Origin of the sequence: Pseudomonas sp. PvP027 (assembly GCF_017833005.1) — a bacterium.
GTDB classification, from domain to species: Bacteria; Pseudomonadota; Gammaproteobacteria; order Pseudomonadales; family Pseudomonadaceae; genus Aquipseudomonas; species Aquipseudomonas congelans.
This window is the reverse complement of record NZ_JAFIBK010000001.1, coordinates 3,882,547-3,901,024: the sequence shown is the minus strand read 5'-3', so window position 1 is coordinate 3,901,024 and position 18,478 is coordinate 3,882,547. Positions and strand designations below refer to the sequence as shown.

At 59.8% G+C, this 18,478-nt stretch carries 21 protein-coding genes; 4 read left to right on the top strand and 17 right to left on the bottom strand.

What is annotated here, in order from left to right; translation table 11 throughout:
- Positions 1-2: 2 nt before the first annotated feature.
- From JOE33_RS16650 to JOE33_RS16595, 12 genes are all read right to left on the bottom strand, one after another.
- Positions 3-1,415 (bottom strand): DNA circularization N-terminal domain-containing protein, encoded by a 1,413-nt coding sequence (locus JOE33_RS16650; RefSeq protein WP_122589421.1) that lies wholly within the window; start codon positions 1,413-1,415, stop codon positions 3-5.
- Positions 1,412-3,571: a phage tail tape measure protein gene (locus JOE33_RS16645; protein WP_187625860.1), complete on the bottom strand. Its 2,160-nt coding sequence runs from the start codon at positions 3,569-3,571 to the stop codon at positions 1,412-1,414. Before JOE33_RS16645 ends, JOE33_RS16650 begins: the two co-directional genes overlap by 4 nt.
- 130 nt (positions 3,572-3,701) lie before the next feature.
- The gene (locus JOE33_RS16640; protein WP_032611735.1) at positions 3,702-3,998 is read right to left on the bottom strand and encodes a phage tail assembly protein; all 297 of its coding nucleotides are present in this window, start codon (positions 3,996-3,998) and stop codon (positions 3,702-3,704) included.
- Positions 3,995-4,342: a phage tail tube protein gene (locus tag JOE33_RS16635; protein ID WP_010438998.1), complete on the bottom strand. Its 348-nt coding sequence runs from the start codon at positions 4,340-4,342 to the stop codon at positions 3,995-3,997. The genes JOE33_RS16640 and JOE33_RS16635 overlap by 4 nt, the downstream gene beginning before the upstream one ends.
- A 60-nt stretch (positions 4,343-4,402) precedes the next feature.
- On the bottom strand, positions 4,403-5,899 hold the full coding sequence (locus JOE33_RS16630; RefSeq protein WP_054992503.1) for a phage tail sheath subtilisin-like domain-containing protein: 1,497 nt from the start codon (positions 5,897-5,899) through the stop codon (positions 4,403-4,405).
- An 18-nt stretch (positions 5,900-5,917) separates the two neighbouring features.
- Positions 5,918-6,106 carry a DUF2635 domain-containing protein gene (locus tag JOE33_RS16625; protein WP_002551914.1) on the bottom strand — a complete coding sequence of 63 codons (189 nt, stop codon included), beginning with the start codon at positions 6,104-6,106 and terminating at the stop codon, positions 5,918-5,920.
- A complete protein-coding gene (locus tag JOE33_RS16620) occupies positions 6,103-6,693 on the bottom strand; it encodes a hypothetical protein (RefSeq protein ID WP_209924100.1) in 591 nt (196 codons plus the stop codon). Before JOE33_RS16620 ends, JOE33_RS16625 begins: the two co-directional genes overlap by 4 nt.
- Before the next feature lie 46 nt (positions 6,694-6,739).
- Entirely contained in the window at positions 6,740-7,078 is a 339-nt protein-coding gene (locus tag JOE33_RS16615) for a hypothetical protein (RefSeq protein ID WP_003372736.1), read from the bottom strand.
- Complete coding sequence (locus tag JOE33_RS16610) at positions 7,059-7,448, bottom strand: hypothetical protein (protein WP_003411734.1); 390 nt, start codon at positions 7,446-7,448, stop codon at positions 7,059-7,061. Before JOE33_RS16610 ends, JOE33_RS16615 begins: the two co-directional genes overlap by 20 nt.
- 173 nt (positions 7,449-7,621) lie before the next feature.
- Positions 7,622-8,470, bottom strand: a complete 849-nt coding sequence (locus JOE33_RS16605; protein WP_187625859.1) for a putidacin L1 family lectin-like bacteriocin — start codon at positions 8,468-8,470, stop codon at positions 7,622-7,624.
- A gap of 9 nt (positions 8,471-8,479) precedes the next feature.
- Positions 8,480-8,665 (bottom strand): Com family DNA-binding transcriptional regulator, encoded by a 186-nt coding sequence (locus JOE33_RS16600; RefSeq protein ID WP_187625858.1) that lies wholly within the window; start codon positions 8,663-8,665, stop codon positions 8,480-8,482.
- A gap of 270 nt (positions 8,666-8,935) precedes the next feature.
- Entirely contained in the window at positions 8,936-9,379 is a 444-nt protein-coding gene (locus JOE33_RS16595; protein WP_032611745.1) for a hypothetical protein, read from the bottom strand.
- 189 nt (positions 9,380-9,568) lie between these two features.
- Here JOE33_RS16595 and JOE33_RS16590 point away from each other — a divergent pair, with 189 nt between their 5' ends.
- From JOE33_RS16590 to estP, 4 genes are all read left to right on the top strand, one after another.
- The gene (locus JOE33_RS16590; protein WP_187625866.1) at positions 9,569-10,180 is read left to right on the top strand and encodes a LexA family transcriptional regulator; all 612 of its coding nucleotides are present in this window, start codon (positions 9,569-9,571) and stop codon (positions 10,178-10,180) included.
- Between the two features lie 155 nt (positions 10,181-10,335).
- On the top strand, positions 10,336-10,584 hold the full coding sequence (locus JOE33_RS16585) for a DUF1654 domain-containing protein (protein ID WP_010438974.1): 249 nt from the start codon (positions 10,336-10,338) through the stop codon (positions 10,582-10,584).
- 122 nt (positions 10,585-10,706) lie between these two features.
- Positions 10,707-10,949, top strand: coding sequence for a pyocin activator PrtN family protein (locus tag JOE33_RS16580; protein ID WP_003316268.1), 243 nt, complete (start codon positions 10,707-10,709; stop codon positions 10,947-10,949).
- 105 nt (positions 10,950-11,054) lie between these two features.
- A complete protein-coding gene (estP, locus tag JOE33_RS16575; RefSeq protein WP_187625857.1) occupies positions 11,055-12,977 on the top strand; it encodes an esterase EstP in 1,923 nt (640 codons plus the stop codon).
- Between the two features lie 214 nt (positions 12,978-13,191).
- On the opposite strand, the gene trpE is transcribed toward estP, so the two are convergent.
- The 5 genes from trpE to JOE33_RS16550 form a co-directional block, all read right to left on the bottom strand.
- On the bottom strand, positions 13,192-14,673 hold the full coding sequence (gene trpE, locus JOE33_RS16570) for an anthranilate synthase component I (RefSeq protein ID WP_187625856.1): 1,482 nt from the start codon (positions 14,671-14,673) through the stop codon (positions 13,192-13,194).
- A 70-nt stretch (positions 14,674-14,743) separates the two neighbouring features.
- Positions 14,744-15,562: a phosphoglycolate phosphatase gene (locus JOE33_RS16565; protein ID WP_187625855.1), complete on the bottom strand. Its 819-nt coding sequence runs from the start codon at positions 15,560-15,562 to the stop codon at positions 14,744-14,746.
- On the bottom strand, positions 15,559-16,233 hold the full coding sequence (gene rpe / locus JOE33_RS16560) for a ribulose-phosphate 3-epimerase (RefSeq protein ID WP_054992511.1): 675 nt from the start codon (positions 16,231-16,233) through the stop codon (positions 15,559-15,561). The genes JOE33_RS16565 and rpe overlap by 4 nt, the downstream gene beginning before the upstream one ends.
- Positions 16,234-16,359: 126 nt before the next feature.
- Positions 16,360-17,181 (bottom strand): ABC transporter permease, encoded by an 822-nt coding sequence (locus tag JOE33_RS16555; protein WP_096131489.1) that lies wholly within the window; start codon positions 17,179-17,181, stop codon positions 16,360-16,362.
- Positions 17,182-17,192: 11 nt separating this feature from the next.
- Positions 17,193-18,440, bottom strand: coding sequence for an ABC transporter permease (locus JOE33_RS16550; protein ID WP_004415813.1), 1,248 nt, complete (start codon positions 18,438-18,440; stop codon positions 17,193-17,195).
- Positions 18,441-18,478: the final 38 nt, after the last annotated feature.

The window sequence follows — 18,478 nt, the reverse complement described above, 5'->3', positions numbered from 1 at the left end:
GGTCACTCCTGCGCGATCTTCAGCGTGCCGGGCGGCACGAAACCCGGGTGGGCCAGCCGATTGCGCTGCACCATTTCCTGCGCCCGGCTGGCGTCACCGAATCGGCGATAAGCCAGCACCAGCGCCGGCAAAGGCTCGGACACCTTCATGTCCACCAGACGTACGCCGGAGGCCGCCACCGCGTTGAGGTGCCTGATCAACGCCTGACGCAACGTGTTGAGCGCCAGGTAATGTTCTGGGTCGGCTTTCAACGACGCTTCCCAGATCGCCGAACTCAAGGTGTCACGCAGCTCGATGACGTCATCGGCAACCGGCACATCGACGCGTTGCAGCGCTTGCGTCACTTGCTGATCCAGCGACGGCACCACCGTGAGCGGCGTGACGGTTGTTGCAACCGGCATGCTCGCGACGATTTTCGCCACCTTGACCAACAAGGCATCCTGAACCAGATTGGCGGCGGCCTGAGCCGTCACGCCGGTATCCAGCCCGCTGCTCTGACTGACCAGATTGATGCCGGACACCGCTTCCGCCTGTTGCGTGGCCTCGGAAATCACCGACCGGTAATCGACCGTTTCAACAGAGGACACGCCGCCATTACTGCCGGACCTTGCTGCAGCGCTGCCATTGCTACCACTGGCGGAACCGCTGCCTGAACTGCCACCTGTGGAGCTGCCGGAACCTGACCCGACATTCGTTCCGGTATTCGCCCCGCCAATACTGCTGGTGCCGTTCGCTCTTCTGGCTCGACGGCTGTCACCGTCGAAACTGGCGAAGAACGTGGTAAACAGCGTGCTGACCGTCAACGGTGCATTGACCAGCGAATGCACCAGCGCGGTGACATCCGAATAGATCGTCATGAACGGTGTGAACTGCCGCTGAATGGTCGCGAATACACCCGACAGGGCGCTGCGCAGTGCCTGAATATTGATACGCACCGCGTCCACCGTGGCCATCACCGAGCGGTAGCGCCTGAGCGCCGAGTCCAGCAGGCTCTCGGACGCGCCCAGCAACTGCCGTCGCGTATTGAGGGTCGACACGGGAAACTTGAGCGGGTTGGCCGGATAGAACTTCAGGTCCAGTCGGACGAGTCCGCCTTCGCTCAGGTTGTGTGTGACGCCACATTCGCCAACCTGGACCTGCACGCGCCCCAGCCAGGGATGTACCAGCTCGCCGGCACCTTCCTGCTCTAGAGCCTGTAGCAGTTTGTCTCGCTGTTCGAAGCAGTCGGGACCGACAATGAACCCCGTCAGCGTATGAACTTTCGACTGTTTGCCCAGCGACTCGAAATAAGGCTCGTCGCGTTGTGGAAACTCATGCAACTGCCCTTTGCGACCTGCCGGGACGACGGCTTTTTCAATGAAAAAACCGACGCCCCGGAAAGACGCTGGCAGCAGGCTGTCACGCCATGTACTCATGATCCGGCTCCTGCGCCGAGGGTTCGATAACCGACGTTTGGCGATATCGTCAAACCCGGCTGGTTGGTCTGCACTTGCCCCGCACGCATGCCCGGCGGCGCGTTTTCAAAGCGAATGTTGAGCTCGCCTTCAAGTCGCGGGCCGGCCCCGCCTGCGCCCTGTTGCAATAACAGGCTGCCGGGAGCCAGTGGGGTTGGTACGCCGAGCAATTGACTGGTCGGCGGCACGCCGGTGGCCTGATTGAGCTGAAGCTGATTCGTGCGAACGTTCTCGACGGCACCGGCCGCCAGAAACGCCCCGGTCCCGCCGCCTGGCCCTGCGTTGCGTATCCGCTGTTCTTCCGCGAACTGATTGGCCTTCTCGGTCGCCCGCTGCAGGACGGTCTTATTCGTGTCGCCACCAAACCAGCTAATGATCGGCTCGATGAATGGCTTGATGTCCGCCCACAGACCTGCGAACCAGGTTTTGATCGGCTGCCAATTCTCGATGACCATGCCCAGCGGCGAAAAACTGAACAGCGTTGCCAGCACATCGGTAAACGGTTGCGCCTCGGCCTTGATGGTTTCCCATAGCCCGGCCAGGTACTCGGACAACGGCTGCCAGTTGGCCACGACCATGCCCAGCGGCGACCACGCAAACAGCGTTTGCAGAAAATCGAAAACCGGCGTGGCCAGCGCCCTGATCACGTCCCACAGCGCAGCAAAGAATTCGGTCAGTGGCTGCCAGTTGGCTGCGATCATGCCCAGCGGCGTCCAGGCGAAGACCGCCTTGAGTACGTCCCACAGCGCCATCACCGGTCCGCGAATCGCCTCCCAGACCGCCTGGAAATAAGGTGCGACGGTCGACCAGTTGGCGATCAGAAAAACTGCCGCCAGCGCGAGGCCGCGCACGATCAAGGCCAGCGGTGACAGGCCCATCACCGCGCTAAGTACGCTCATGGCGGTCGTCGCGGTCATGACCGCAACTTGCAATACACCGAACGCAATCGCAGCGGCCACCACACCCTTGATAACGCCAGGGTGTTCGGCCGCCAGTGCGGCGACCTGAGAAATCATCGGCCCGATCACGGCCATTGCTTCGTTCATCGCCGGCAGGAACATACTGCCGATATTGATGCCCAGACGATCGACACGGTTGGTCATCTCTTTGATGGCAGTGGCCGTGGTCTGGGAGTTGTCTGCGAACTCCTTCTCGATGGAGCCGCTGTTTTGCACGCCCTCCCCGACCTTGGCCAGGTTGGACCTGAGCACATCGAGGTGGGCCAGCAGCGGCGTGATCGCGCCCAGCGATTCGGCACCGAACAGCTGCGTGATGACGTCCGACTGTTTGCCGGGATCAACACTGGAAACCGCCGTCAGAACCTTTTCAATGGTCCCGGACGGGTCACTCTGCATGCCTTGGGTCAACTGATTGACGTCGAGCTGCAACGCCTCGAACGCCCCGGCTTTCGCCGCGCCCCCTTCGGTCAACGACTGCATGAAACGCTTCATGCCGCTGGCGGCCACATCGGCCGGCACATCGACGCTGGCCAGGGTCGCGCCCATGGCCGCCAGTTGCCCGGAGGCCATCCCCGCAACCGGCCCGAGCGGGCCCATTGCAGTCACCATGGTGGCGATTTTCTTTTCCAGATTGTTGCCGCCGAGCACGTTGATCTTCTCGGACAACGCCGCGACCTGCGGCTGAGTCATCTGAAACGATGACCGCCACGAGGCCATCATGTCGCCCGACTCGGCCGCTGTCTGATCGAATGCGACGCCCATTTTCACGGCGTCGCTGGCAAACCCGGTCAGTTCTTCGCGCGGTACATTGGCCTTGGAACCCGCGGCGACAATTGCCGCGATACCGTTGGCGCTTTCCGGCAGTCGTTCACTGAGGTCCAGAATGTCGGAACTCATCTGCTGGAACTGTTGCGGTGTTTCAAAGGTGACCGATCGTTTCACGCCGGCCATGCTGGTCTCAAAACCGATCGCTGCCTTTACCCCGGCAATCAAGGGCTCTGTCAAAGCATTGCCCTTGATCATCTCGCCCACTTCGACGTTCCCAAGACCAGAGCCTTCAAGCCTGGTCTCGAAGCCTTCAACGTTGTTGCGGATGGTTGCCAGCGTTGGAGACAGCTTGTCGACGCCGGTAATCAGCGTCTTGATAGTGTCTGCCATCACTCCCCCTGCAGGATCTGGTTGATGCGTTGCGCCTGCAAGATCGACTCGGTGATGATGTCCAGCTCCCTGGACATCATCAGTTCGGGATCGGTCTTCCAGAAGTACGCGAGGTCGTAAACGACGGCGATCAGGCCTTCGAGGTCGCTGATGCCGCTGCCATGAAAAAACTCGCAACCTTCCAGCTCAGCGTGTTGATGTCGCACAGGTCCATCTGATTGACCGACGAGGGCGGGATGCCGGCGCAGACGGCGATGTACTTCGCCGCCACGTCCAGATCCAGGGAAACTTCCTCGTTCTTGTCGATCCTGTACGGCAGGGCCTTGATGGCCCGCGCTTCCTGCGCCGTAGGGCGCCGGAATGTCAGTTGCGAAAGGGTTTCGCCGTGCGCTTCGATCGGGCTGGCCAGGTCGATGACTTCACTCATTGCCAGCTCCCCTGATTACCGTCGAATTGCAGCTCGATGGTGCCGTCGTCAGCTTTGCTGCTTGGCGTTTCGACCAGGTAGGCACCGGACAGGACGTAGGTCTTGCCGTTCTTGAATTCACAGGTGATGGTCATGTCCACACCGGTGGTGAGCAGCTTGAGCGGCAGATCTGCGGTATGCACGGCGGTGAACTTCAACCACGCGGCCTTTTCGGTTTCCTTGTAGTAACCAGGCACGACCGTCTCGCGCTTGATGTTCATCAGAGGCGCTTCGCCGCCGCCGCTGATGGTCAATTGGGTGCCATCCACTTTGATGTAGCAGGTACCCGCAACTTTCTGACCCATGTTGTTTATCTCCAGAATGAAAAAACCCGCACGAGGCGGGCTTGAAAGGGTTGGTTAGGCTTATGCCGCTTCGTCGTACTGCAAGCGGAACTGGTTGAGCAGCGCGAACACGCGCAGGCCGTTGATGTAGTCAGGCGGGAACATCACGTTCACGCGGCTTGGGTCATTGCCATCACGCTCGACGATCAGGTGCTGGGCGAACGTTTCGGCGTTCTCCACATGACCTTCTTCTTCAAGACGTGCGTACTGCGCAATCAACTCGCCACGGATGGTGCTCGGCGTGATGATCGGCTGGCCGGCACCGAAACGCGTGCCATCGTTGGCCAGCTTGTGGCGGCCGTACTTGCTGGTGATGATGCCTTGCAGGCGACGGATGATGAACGCCGACTGGTGCATGGTTTCGCTGTCCAGATACGAGTTGTCAGCCTGGCCGTACGCGTTCTTCTGGTAGGTGGTGATCGAACGCTGGATGCGCACGTAACCGCCTTCGTAGTAAGCCGTGGCGATGCCGTAACGCAGCAGCGACTCACGCTCGGTCAGGGTGAAACGCTGGCTGGCCGGAGCAGGATCGATACCGGGCATGGTGCCGCTCTGGGTCGGACGGCTGGCGTCGGCAGAGATGAACACCGCTGTGCGCGCAGCCAGTGCAGCGGCTTGCAGCCAGACAGGTTGCGGAACACCGTTTTCCACACCCTGAAGGGTGATGTGCTGATCGTTGCGCAGTTGACCTGCGGCCACCAGCGTACCGACCGTGCCGCGCTTGGCGCTGTAAACATGACCGTACAACTGACGGGCCCAGCTCCAGCGACCGGTGCTGTCGTCCATTGCCGCTTTCCAAGCATCCAGCGTGGCGGTGTCGGTCCAGGGCATGCAGATGAACTCGAACGGTTCGTCGCCCAGCGCAGCCAGTGCCTTGAGTTGATCAGGCGTACCCACGCCACCGGTCATGGCTGTTACTGCCGCGGTCAGGCCAGCAGGAATGACTTCGCCATTGGTCTTGCCCTGGCGATTGAATTCCAGCTGGATGTCGTTGCCGCTTGCCCCGCTCCATTTGCAGGAAAGGGTCAACACACCCGCTTCGACAGCCGCAGTGATCGGCAGGTCAGGCGTGGCATTGATCTTTACCGACAGTGCGGTAGCCGCCTGGGCAGCGGTTGCGCCGTTAACGACAGTGGCCTGCACTCGCATGCCGCCGACATACAGATTCAGCAGACCGGCTTCGGTCGCCGCGCCGGTGAGGGTGACTGTTGCGCCGGCCTTGGCGCCTTCGGTATTGAGCAACGGCAGGCACCAGACTTCGCCGGTGGGGTCCGCCTTGCGCCAGGTTTCATACATGGCGGCCAGCATGGAGCCCTGACCGCCGATGTTTTTCGCCAGCGCCACGCTCGGCACCAGCACCAGAGAACCCAGTTCGGGGCCGGACACATCGTCGTTGACCTGCGCAACGATCAGTCGACGCATGCTGGCCGACGCGCTGTTGGCGGCCGAGTTGTCCATCTCCGCATAAAACAGCGGCACGCGAACATCGGATGGAATGTTGTTAAAGCTGATAGCCATTGTTTGGCTTCCTCTTGGTTAAGCCGTGAAGGCTTGATGGGTGGTGGTGGATTGCTCGGTTTGAAGGGTGATGTCGCCGTCGTTCTGACGACGCTGCCACCAGGCGTTGAAGGTCACCTGCCGGCCTTCGACGGGCAGCAAATCGCCCGCCTCCGGATCCGGCACAGTGCGGCCCTCGGCCGGTACTACAGTGATGCGTTGAGTCATGGGGTTACCTCTGCTGTGAACTTCGCTTCGATACGGCCATCAGGGCCGGGGGATTTCAAATTCGGATCTGCGGGGTCAACGCAGTCCATCTCGAGGGTGGCGCCGGTAAACCCAGGCAAACCATCCAGATACGCTTCGTGCCAGGTCTCGGCAGGCTGATTGGAGGTGTTGCGGCCCAGTTGAAACTGCGCTGCAAACCCGAAGCGATACGTCACCCGGTCGCCGCTGATCTGCACCAGCGCGCCACTGGTGTACTGCATCGCGTCGTAATCCTGATCCGGATTCCAGCCCACCAGTGCACGCCACAGTTCGCCGCGCAGGGCATGCAGTTGGTCACTGGCTTCCTGCCCGCGCTTGTCGCCGCCATCGAGCACCACCACGACATCGATCGTGTCGGTGATGTTCTGGCGAATGACGTTCTGCAAGTCGTTGGCGGTGGACTGATCACCCGTGGCAATCACATACGCCGACGGATGGGCGAGCTGATCGCCGAGGGCGACCGCAGCCCAGTCGATACCGGCACTGATTCGCCCGGCAAAGCTCGGGCAGGTCGCCTGCAAATGGGCAACTATCGGGGTTATCTTCATGAGGGGTTCCGCGTGTGTTGAAGGTTGATTGCGGCGTGGGTAACGCCTACTGGTTCGCCTTGCCCAACGCTTCATCAGCCTTGTCTGCAGCACGGCTGGCCGTGTGAGCGGCCTGATTGGCAATCGATGCGGCACTCTCGACCTTGTCTGCCGCCTGGGTGGTGGTTTCGGCCAGCCTGTCCAGGCGCCGATCGCGCTTGCCAAGCGCTGCGTCGTAGGCATTGCGAACCTCGGCCAGCTGCTGCGTATGCTCGGCATTCGCCGACCACTGCCCGGCCTGAAAACCGAGCATCAGACAGCCAGCGATCAGCAGTACGGAAATCAGCCACACCTCCAGACGCCGCCACCAATGGCGAGCGATGAAATCAATTGCGCATCTGTGCATCGTTTGCACCTCCGAGTTGGGATCGCAGCCGGGCAATTTCGGCGCTTTGCGTGGTGACCTTGTCGGTGAGTTGAACGATGTGGCTGGTGAGCGCCTCGATCTTGCCCTCCATCCGGCCAACCGCAGCGGCAAGCTCGTTGCGCTCCTTGGCAAACTGGTCAGCCCTCGCTTCAGCCTCCTTGCGCGCCTGTCGCTCGGAGTCGAGCAGCTCATTGAGACGCCGAACCGTGCCGATGTCCGCGTTGTCCATCGCCCGGTCTGTTGCATCTCTGGAAAGAAACTTGCGCAGCCATAGAAAGCCGCCAAGCAAAATTGTGCCCGTGCCGCCCAGCCAGGTAGCTGTGCCTGGGCCTAGGTCGGTTGGGTCCATCTTTACCTCTGAATAAAAGACCGTAGGAAACGGTCAAAGGAGCGCGGTGCACAGACTCGTGCCACAGAAAAGCCTTGAACTTTCAAGACTTAAAAAATAGGGGTGCCCCGGAACACCCCGGGGCTGGTGATTAAATACAAACAATCCCCGGCTAAAGAGCCGGGGCAGATCAATCAAAACGTATAGATCGCCGGATTCCAGGTGCTCCATGCACCATTGCTTGGATAGAAAACCTTCACTGGCTTGATATCAGGCCTGAAGCCAAACCTGGCCCAAACAATTTTCGGATAAACGATCGAGAAACTGCCGTTATCCTGAACTCGAGCATAGGCACCAGGATTCCCATTAGTGTGGGTGTGCCACAGAGGCGTGCCGGCATTATCGTAGATTACAAAATTACCGTCTTCCTGCATCGACGCCAGGGCACCGCCTTTTCCTTGGGTGTAGCTCGCCCAATGCACCAAGCCATTTGCTCCATAAAGCACGAGGTTACCGTCGCCTTGGAAGATCAGAGTAGAAGTGCCTATGGAGTACGACTGATTCGGGTAGATCATGGTACCCGGAGAAATCATCGTCGCAGAAATGTCCGGTGCGACAGGAATCGAATCCTTGCTTTTCCAAATTGGCGTTGCATCAATGATGACGATATTTCCGTCATCCTGAAGCTGGAGGTATGTGCGAGCCGCCGCATCCTGAAACTGCTTACTAGGAACTGTGGTGTTGTGAGTCCCCCAGAGACGAGAACGCTGGTTATCAGAGACACCCAGATTGTAGTTTACGTAGGCAAGCGAAACCGGAGCTCCCATGCCGCGTTGCGGGAAGACTTCATCTGAGTATGGAACATCACCATTTGCAGCCCAGATCGGATTTCCATTGTCCCGCAATACCAGGTTGCTATCGTCCTGAAAGATCAACCGAAATCTTTTGTTAGGAGAATCCAGATATTGGTTGAGAACCATCTCGGTCCGGGGAGGGAGAACCGCACGCCCGTTTTCGGTCATTGAATTTAGAAAGTAGCCCATTAATCTCACCTATTGAGTCGAATGATTTGTCGCGGAGAATTCCGCTTTCATGTCGCTCAACGGCGATAACTCGAGGCTCGCGGCCTTCACATGATTCAACGTCCCGCAGCGGGAACATTTGATCTGGAGCTCTGTGTATTCACCCATGCGGGCCAGCAGCTTCTTGCACTGCCCGCATCGATAGTCCTTCAACATTTGCAATGGCCTCCGTATCTGGCCCAATGAAAAACCCCGCCGAGGCGGGGTTTCAGGTGGGTCGCGAGTGACCGGTTGTGGCTGTCTATCAGCCTGATTCCGGCTGCTGCCCTGAGGCGCAAATCGCATATCGTGGGACCTTTTTACCCCCCTCCGGAAAGCCTGGGAAGGGGCAGTTTCGGGGTGGGTCGAGTTTGACCGGAGTTCAACACGAGTTCGGCCACAGCTGTGCAATCGACCCGGATAAACGGCGTGAAACCGTGCCTTCATCTACCCTCGTGCAACCTTGTCGACGGCGGCGTTGTTGCTTCTGGAAGCGCTGCGCTCAGCGAGAATCGCCAGCACCTGCTGATGAAGCTTGTTGATCCAGTTGCGATAGGTGCGGTCTGCGCCCTCATTAATGCCCACCAGGCGCATCTGCTCACGCACTGGCAACGACTCGACATAACGCAATGTCGCCAGTTGGGCCAGTTCAGGCCCGCGGCTCTTTGCCGGACTGCGTGACAGCTGCGCAACGGCCGCCTCCACTTCGCTGCTTATATAGTCCAGACCGCTGCCATTCCCCACCAGCGCACGCGAGCCGGGTGTACGACGCGGAATGTACGCGCCCCATTCCATGATCCCGGCCATCGGGCTGCTCAGTCCACCGCCCAGGCCGATGCGCATGCGCTGTTCGCCCCAATGCTGCATCACTGCTTCTACTTTCTCGATCATCGTGTCTCTCCTGTAGGACCTTTCCGAAACGCTGCGCAGCGTCTTTCGCTGCACAGAACCAAAGCCTTACAATACATTCTGTATTTTTATGACACAACGAAGCATTACATTATGTATATTGCTCAACACCCTACAGCCTGTATGATTCGACGCATGAACAGAAAATGGTATGAAGTCGCAAGACAGGTCATGGAAACCCAGGAGATCAGCCAGGAAGAAATGGCTGAGCGCATGGGCGTGACGCCCGGCGCGGTGGGGCATTGGCTGAACGGCAAGCGTGAGCCGAAGATCGAGGTCATCAATCGATTCTTGACCGAGCTGGGCCTGCCGATCCTCACCACCTCCCTCGCGGCCAGCGAACCCGGCATGCACAACGTGGAGCCCACGGTGCAGCCTTCACGTTTCTATCGCTATCCGGTCATCAGCTGGGTGGAGGCCGGTGGCTGGAATGAAGCCGTCGAGCCTTACCCTGCCGGCTATTCGGACACCTTCGAGATCAGCGACTATAAAGCCAAGGGCAGGGCCTTCTGGCTGGTAGTCCGTGGAGACTCGATGACCGCGCCCGCAGGCCAGAGCATTCCCGAAGGCATGTTGATTCTGGTCGACACCGGAATCGAGCCCACTGCCGGCAAGCTGGTCATCGCCAAACTGCCGGAAAGCAACGAGGCCACGTTCAAGAAACTTGTCGAAGACGCCGGACGCTACTTTCTCAAGCCGCTTAACCCCTCCTACCCGACACTTCCGGTAACCGAGGAGTGCAAGCTGATCGGTGTCATCAGGCAGATGACGATGCGCCTCTGACCACCCGCCATGCTCCGCCCAAGCCCCGATAATCGGGGCTTTTTCATGCGCACTGTTTCCTGCACGGGCATGTGTCCGTGTAGGAAACATTTGTAGCTTGCGTGAGAAACACCCCTCAATTACTGTATGCACATACAGTAAAAAGGAGTTCATTCATGCTCAATCAGTCCCCCGACACCCTGCAACACGACGCTTACCTGGCCTTGGCACAGCGGATTCAGGACGCTATCACCAGTGACAAGGCCCAGATCGAGCATCAGGTCCTGCTGACTCGAGAACCTGGAGAGTCGGTGGCGCACTGGGAGCGCATCATGGATCAGATCAGCGAAGCCGAAGGCATCACAGTGACCCGCAACCCTGAAAACGGCACTGCCCACGTATGCTGGTACATCGACTCCCTATGAGCGATACGATACAAATCGTATTTAAAAATACAAACTGTATTGTCACAGGACGCTACATATCGTATTGTTTGCCTGCACCCCATTTCGGGAGTACTCACATGCAAACCACAGGGAGTCATGGAATGAACGAAATACTGGATCAACTTCGCAAAGAATTCGCCACGCCGTGCCCTTCACTGAGCGCCGTCAGAGAGCGTTATTTTTCGCACCTGTCGAACGACAGGAATCTGCTGCGCAAGATCAACGCAGGACGCATCGACTTGAAGGTCAGCCGTACAGGCGGCAGTCGTCAGGGCCACCCCTTCGTTTACCTGCACGACCTGGCCAACTATCTGAGCGCCATCGTGACCAACAGGGCTGCCTGAGGTCAAAAAAGCACCGCCGCAGCGCGATAATGTTCATCGAACTTTGCAGTCATGAAAAATCTTGCTACGTTTCCGGTACAAAACAAAAACAATCGGGATCCTTTCATGACCAAGACATCGAGGCGCTGGCCCTTCGCGGCTTGCCTGTTATCGCTTGCCTGCGGCACCGCTGCTGCAGCGCCCTACTCCACCATGGTGGTGTTCGGTGACAGTCTGGCCGATGCCGGGCAGTTTCCGGACACCGCCGGGCCAAGGGGCTCTACGCTCAGGTTCACCAATCGTGTCGGCCCAACCTATCAGGACGGCAGCGGTGAAGCGTTCAACCTGAACTCGTCGACGCTGATCGGCAGGATGCTCGGTGTTCCGGCAGGAGATCTGGCGGCGTCCACTTCGCCGGTCAACGCTGCGCTGGGCGCACCCGATGGCAATAACTGGGCAGTCGGCGGCTATCGGACCGACCAGATTCTTGACTCGATCAACTCGCAGTCCACCGTCGTCGACCCGAACACCGGCACCTTGCTGCGCAGCCGGACCGGTTATCTGCCCGCCAACGGTTTTCGCGCCGACCCCAACGCTCTTTATTACCTGACCGGGGGCGGCAACGACTTCCTGCAAGGTCGTGTGCTGAGCGCCAGCAGCGCCGCGCAAGCTGCCAATCAGTTGGCTGACAGCGCGCAAGCCCTGCAACAGGCCGGTGCGCGCTACATCATGGTCTGGTTGCTGCCGGACATCGGTAAAACGCCAGCCTTGAGCGGTTCACCATTGGCCTCGGCGTCCTCTGCACTCAGCGCGGGCTTCAATCAGCAACTGGTCAGCCGACTGGCGCAGATCAATGCCCAGATCATTCCGCTGAATGTTCCGTTGCTGATCAATGAAATCCTCGCTGAGCCGGCACGCTTCGGGTTCGACCCCAACGAGAATCTGGTCAGTACCTGTTTCAGCGGCGACAGCTGCCGGGAAAGCACCACCAACGGCAGAACCAGTGCTACGCCGAATCCGAGCCGACTGTTCTTCAACGATCGCGTCCACCCTACCGAAGCCGGACAACGACTGCTGGCCGACTATGCGTACTCGCTGCTCTCGGCGCCGTGGGAGATAAGCCTGCTGCCGGAAATGGCCAATGGCACGCTGCGCATGCATCAGGACGAGATTCGCGCACAGTGGCTCAGCGACTGGGGTAACTGGCAAGGCGTCGGGCAGTGGCAGAGCATGCTGTCGGCGGGCGGTCAGAAAATGGACTTCGACGCGCAGGACAGCTCGGCTGATGCTGACGGAAGAGGCTATAACCTGACCATTGGCGGCAGCTACCGGTTTGCCGAAAACTGGCGCACCGGGGTTGTTGCTGGAGCGTATCGCCAGAATCTTGAAGCGGGCCCCAGGGACTCGGACTACAAACTCAACAGCTACATCGCCACTGCGTTCCTGCAGTATCAAGCCAACCACTGGTGGGGTGATCTGGCGGTGTCGGGCGGCAAGCTGGATTACGAAAATGCCGAGCGTAAGTTCGCGCTGGGCGTCAGCGAAGGCCAGGAAAAAGGCGATACCGACGGTGAAATGTGGGCTGTCAGCGGGCGAGTCGGTTTCGACATCGCGGGGCCGACCAGCCGCTGGCATTTGTCGCCTTTCGTCAGCGCCGATTACGCGCACATCGATGTCGACGGCTACTCGGAAAAAGGCGACCGTTCAACGGCTCTGACCTTCAGTGACCAGACGCGCAAATCGCGGCGAGCAGGCGTTGGTGTGCAGGGCAAGTTCCAGGTGACACCGAGCACCCAGGTGTGGGGCGAAGTTGCCCATGAAAGGGAGTTCGAGACCGATCAACAGGACGTGACAATGGCGCTCAACAGCGTACAGTCAGTCGGTTTCACGCTGGAAGGCTACACGCCGCAACGCGACCTGAATCGGGCCACGCTGGGCGTCAGCCAGAAGCTGACCCAGGACCTGACACTGCGCGGCAATTACAACTGGCGCAAGAACGACGACGTGACCCAGCAAGGGGTGAATGTTGCGTTGAGTCTGAGTTTCTAGACAGACCGCAGGACAGCCTCGCTATCGTGCGACGCTCCGCGTCGGCATGCCGTTCTGGACGCTCCGCGTCCTATCCTGAGAACCGCGGCGCGGCGCAAATCTGTAACGCGGAGCGTCACCCAAGGCATTCCCACGCTGGAGCGTGAGGAACGATAATCTCAACTATCGTGCGATGCTCTGCGTCCGCTTTGAGACGCAGAGCAGCCAAGCCTGCTCAGTCCTCGGCAGTCTGCGAGGCCAGGGCTACGGCGCGGAACATGGCGCGGCGTTTGTTCAGGGTTTCTTCCCATTCCAGTACTGGAACCGAGTCGGCGACAATGCCGCCACCGGCCTGTACATGCAGTTCACCGTCCTTGATCACCGCAGTCCGAATCGCAATCGCCGTGTCCATGTTGCCGTTCCAGGCCAGATAACCGACTGCCCCGCCATAGACGCCGCGCTTGACCGGCTCCAGCTCGTCGATGATTTCCATGGCGCGGATCTTGGGCGCCCCGGACAGGGTGCCGGCCGGCAGAATCGCGCGCAGAGCGTCCATCGCGCTCAGCCCGCTTTTCAACTGGCCTGTGACGTTGGACACAATGTGCATCACGTTGGAATAACGCTCGATGACCATTTTCTCGGTCAGTTTGACCGTGCCGATCTCGGACACCCGACCGGTATCGTTGCGGCCAAGATCGATGAGCATCAAGTGTTCGGCGATTTCCTTGTGATCGGAGAGCAGGTCTTCTTCCAGCGCGCGATCCGCCTCTTCGGTGGCACCGCGAGGACGAGTACCGGCGATAGGACGCACAGTGATCAGATTGTCTTCGACCCGCACCAGCACTTCCGGCGAACTGCCGACGACATGGAAGTCGCCGAAGTTGAAGAAATACATGTAAGGCGTCGGGTTGAAGCAGCGCAGCGCCCGATACAGATCGATGGGCGCGGCGCTGAAATCGATGGACATGCGCTGTGACGGGACAACCTGCATCACGTCGCCGGCGAGGATGTACTGCTTGATCGTGTCGACCGCCGCCTCGTAATCGTCCTGGGTAAAGCTGGAGCGAAACACCGGGTCGGCAGCAGGAGGCCGGTCCAGATCAAGACCGCGGCGCGGCGTGATCGGCTGACGCAGCTTGTGCATCAGTTCATCGAGCTGCGCAACGCCCCTTGCGTAGGCATCCTGTTGCGCCGGATCGATCAGCACGATGGCGTGCATCTTGCCCGCCAGATTGTCGAACACCACGACCGCGTCAGACACCATCAACAGGATATCCGGCACACCAAGCGGGTCAGGGTTCGGGCAGTTGGCCAGACGCTTCTCGACATAACGTACACAGTCGTAGCCAAAGTAGCCCACCAGTCCGCCGTTGAAACGTGGCAGTCCGGCAATCGTCGGTACGTTGTAGCGCGCCTTGAAGGTCTCGACGAAGTCCAGCGGATCCTCGACATCCAGGCTTTCGATCTCGACGCCATCATGGGTCACGCTGACGTGATGACCATGCACGCGCATCACAGTGCGGCATGGCAGGCCGATGATCGAATAACGCCCCCACTTCTCGCCGCCCTGAACCGACTCCAGCAAGTAGGAGTTGGGCTGATCGGCAAGCTTGAGGTAGATCGACAGCGGCGTGTCGAAGTCGGCCAGGGTTTCGCGGGCAAGCGGGATGCGGTTGTAGCCTTCAGCGGCCAAACGCAGGAATTCTTCACGGTTCATGAGCAACCTCGTGGTTTGAGGACAAAACGGTCAGGTAGGCAAGCGTGCCGGCAGGCCGGCCTGGATCAGGTCAGGTGCGCCAACGCCAGCGGGCCAGGGCCTTGATGACTTTCATCCAGAGTTTGCGAGTGACCACCACGATGGATTCTCTTGAGGAGGGACGTTTGATGTCGGGCAACAGTATCTCAGCGTCCATGTCCAGGCAACCGGGAATCAGCTTGCGCAGATCATCGATAACCATCGCCGGGTTTTCCTCGGCAATCGGCCGCCCATGGTTGTAGCCATAGCTCAGCGCGACGCAGGCGACACCGGCAGCCTTGGCCGCCTGCACGTCAGTGCGCGAATCGCCGACGAACAGTGATTGCGAGGCAGGTGCGCCGGCCATTTTCATCACGAAAAACAGCGCGGCAGGATCGGGCTTTTTCTGCGGCATGGTGTCACCGCCGATGATCCAGCGAAAGAAACGCCCCAGCTTCATCTCGTCAAGCAGCGGCGCGACGAAGCGCTCCGGCTTGTTGGTGATGAGGGCCATTTCGACCCCCATTTTCTGCAGCCATTTGAGGGTTTCACGCACGCCGGGGTAGACCACGGTGAGCTCATGCTTTTGCGCATAGGCGCGCATGAAGATTTCCAGGCCCTGCTCGGCCAGTGCGTCGTCGACCTGACTGTGGTCGAGGTCGTTGGCCAGCGCACGGCGTACCAGCACCGGCGCACCGTTGCCCACCCAGGCCCGCACCGATTCCAGCCCGGCGATCGGACGCCCCAGCTCGGAGAGCATCGTGTCCACCGCCACGGCCAGATCGGGAACCGAGTCCACCAGGGTGCCGTCCAGGTCGAACATGATCAGCTTGGGAAGCTTGCCTGCAAACAGCTGCTCGAAGCCGCTCATGCGCGGGATGACGCCAGTTCTGTACGCATCTTTTCGATCACTTCGCGGTAGTCCGGCGCATTGAAAATGGCTGAACCTGCGACGAAGGTATCCGCACCTGCCGCGGCGATTTCACGGATATTGTTGACATTCACGCCGCCGTCGATTTCCAGGCGGATGTCGCGTCCGGAAGCATCGATCAACGCGCGCGCTTCACGCAGCTTGTTGAGCGTGCCGGGGATGAACTTCTGCCCGCCAAAACCGGGGTTGACGCTCATGAGCAGGATCATGTCGACCTTGTCCATGACGTATTCGAGCAGGTTCAACGGCGTGGCCGGGTTGAACACCAGGCCCGCCTTGCAGCCACCCTCGCGGATCAGTTGCAGCGAACGGTCGATGTGCTGGGTTGCTTCCGGGTGAAAGGTGATGTAGGTGGCACCGGCCTCGATGAAGTCGCCGATGATGCGATCCACAGGGCTGACCATCAGGTGCACGTCAATCGGTGCAGTGACGCCATGTTTGCGCAGAGCGCTGCACACCATCGGACCAATGGTCAGGTTCGGGACGTAGTGATTGTCCATCACATCGAAGTGGACAAAGTCGGCGCCGCTGGACAGCACGTTGTCGACTTCCTCACCCAGACGGGCGAAGTCAGCGGAAAGAATCGATGGGGCAATAACGAAGGGCTGCATGACGCACCTGTTTGAGCAGAATCACGGTGCGCGGATTGTACGCCAAGCTTCGCCCGGAGCGGTAAGCCTCAAGCTGCACGCCAATGGATTCGCCCTGGCTGGCAGCTTGAACCTTGCCGCGCCTGGTTACTGAGCCGTACGGAGTTTTTCACTGCGCCCGCGTAACCACTCAAGCACCAGCAGCAAGACCACCGAAAAGCCGATCAGCAGGGTCGCAGCGGCGGCGATGGTCGGACTGAGGTTTTCACGGATGCCGCTGAACATCTGCCGAGGCAAGGTCGCCTGTTCCGGCCCCGCAAGGAACAGCGTGACCACCACCTCGTCGAACGAGGTCGCGAAGGCGAACAGCGCGCCGGAAATCACCCCCGGCGCAATCAGTGGCAGGGTCACGCGCCGGAAAGCGGTCAGTGGCGATGCACCAAGGCTGGCAGCAGCTCGCACCAGGTTTTGATTGAAGCCCTGTAACGTCGCCGACACGGTGATGATCACGAACGGCACACCCAGCACCGCATGAACCAGAATCAGCGAGGTGTAGCTGTTGCCCAATCCCAGTGGCGCAAAAAACAGGTAGCTGGCGACACCGACGATCACCACCGGCACCACCATCGGCGAGATCACCAGGGCCATGACCAGCGCCTTGCCGGGGAAGTTGCCGCGGGTCAGGCCGATCGCTGCCAGCGTGCCGAAGCCCATCGCCAGCAGGGTCGCGGCCGGGGCGACGATCATGCTGTTCTTCAGCGCGCGCATCCACTCCGCAGAGTTGAAGAAGTCCTGATACCACTGCAACGAGAAGCCTTGCAGCGGATAGACCAGAAAGCTGCCGGAGTTGAATGACAGCGGCACGATGACCAGTACCGGCAGCACGAGAAACAGCAGCACCAGGGTGCAGATGATGCGCAAGGCGTAATACCAGAGGCGCTCGATCGGCGATGTGTAAGGGTTCAGCATGGTGACACTCCTCAGCTCAGACGCAGGCGGCTGGCGCCGACCAGCCAGCTATAAATCAGGTACAGCACGATGGTCGCCAACAGCAGCAGCCCGCCGAGCGCGGTGGCCATGCCCCAGTTGATGCTGGTGTTGGTGTAGAACGCGACGAAATAGCTGACCATCTGATCGTTCGGGCTGCCCAGCAACGCCGGGGTGATGTAGTAGCCGATCGACAGAATGAACACCAGCAGACAGCCAGCACCGATCCCGGCGTAGGTCTGCGGGAAGTACACCCGCCAGAAGCTCGCAAACGGGTGGCAGCCCAGCGAGATGGCAGCGCGCATGTAGGTTGGGGAAATGTTTTTCATCACGCTGTAGATCGGCAGAATCATGAACGGCAGCATGATGTGCACCATCGAGATGTACACGCCGACGCGGTTGAAGACCAGTTCCAGCGGCTTGTCGATGATGCCCATCGCCAGCAATGCGCTGTTGATCAGACCGCTGGACTGCAACAACACGATCCAGGCGGCCACGCGCACCAGAATCGAGGTCCAGAACGGCAGCAACACCAGAATCATCAGCAGGTTACTCTGCCGGGCAGGCAGGCTGGCCAGCAGATAGGCCAGCGGATAAGCCAGCACCAGACAGATCGCAGTGATCACCAGACCCATCCAGAACGTGCGGGCAAAGATGTCCAGATAGATTGCCTGGTCCGGGGTCGCCGGGGCCACTTCGCCGAGATCGTCGATGCGATGGTCGACTGCCGCCAGCAGGTAATAAGGGGTGATGCTACTGGTATTGCGACGCACCGCCTGCCAATAGGCAGGGTCGCCCCACCGCTCGTCCAGCGCTTCGAGCGCTTCTTTATAAGAGGCCGGCTCAGTCTTGAACGGCAACGCGCGGGCGGTTTTGCTCAGCAGGCTGCGGTATCCGGCCAGCTCGATGTTCAGACGCTTGGACAGATCGCCCAGCGTGGAATTCTTGCGCGTTTCGGCCAGGTCCAGGCTCATTGCCTTGTAGACCGACTCGGGCGGCAGCCCTTTACCATCCCACTTTTGCACTTCGACCACGGTGGTCGGCAGCGCAGTCACGACTTCGGGGTTGCCGACGCTCTTGTAAAGCAGCGCAGCAATCGGCACCAGAAACACCAACAACAGGAAAATCACCAGCGGAGCGATCAATGCCTGAGCCTTCCAGCGGTTGACTCGCTCGGCGCGAGCGAGACGTTGCTTCAAGTTGGGGCTGGCGCCTTCAGTCAAGGGCACGGCGATGGCCATAGCGAACTCCGGAATCTTTCAACGAGGGGGCGCTCCCC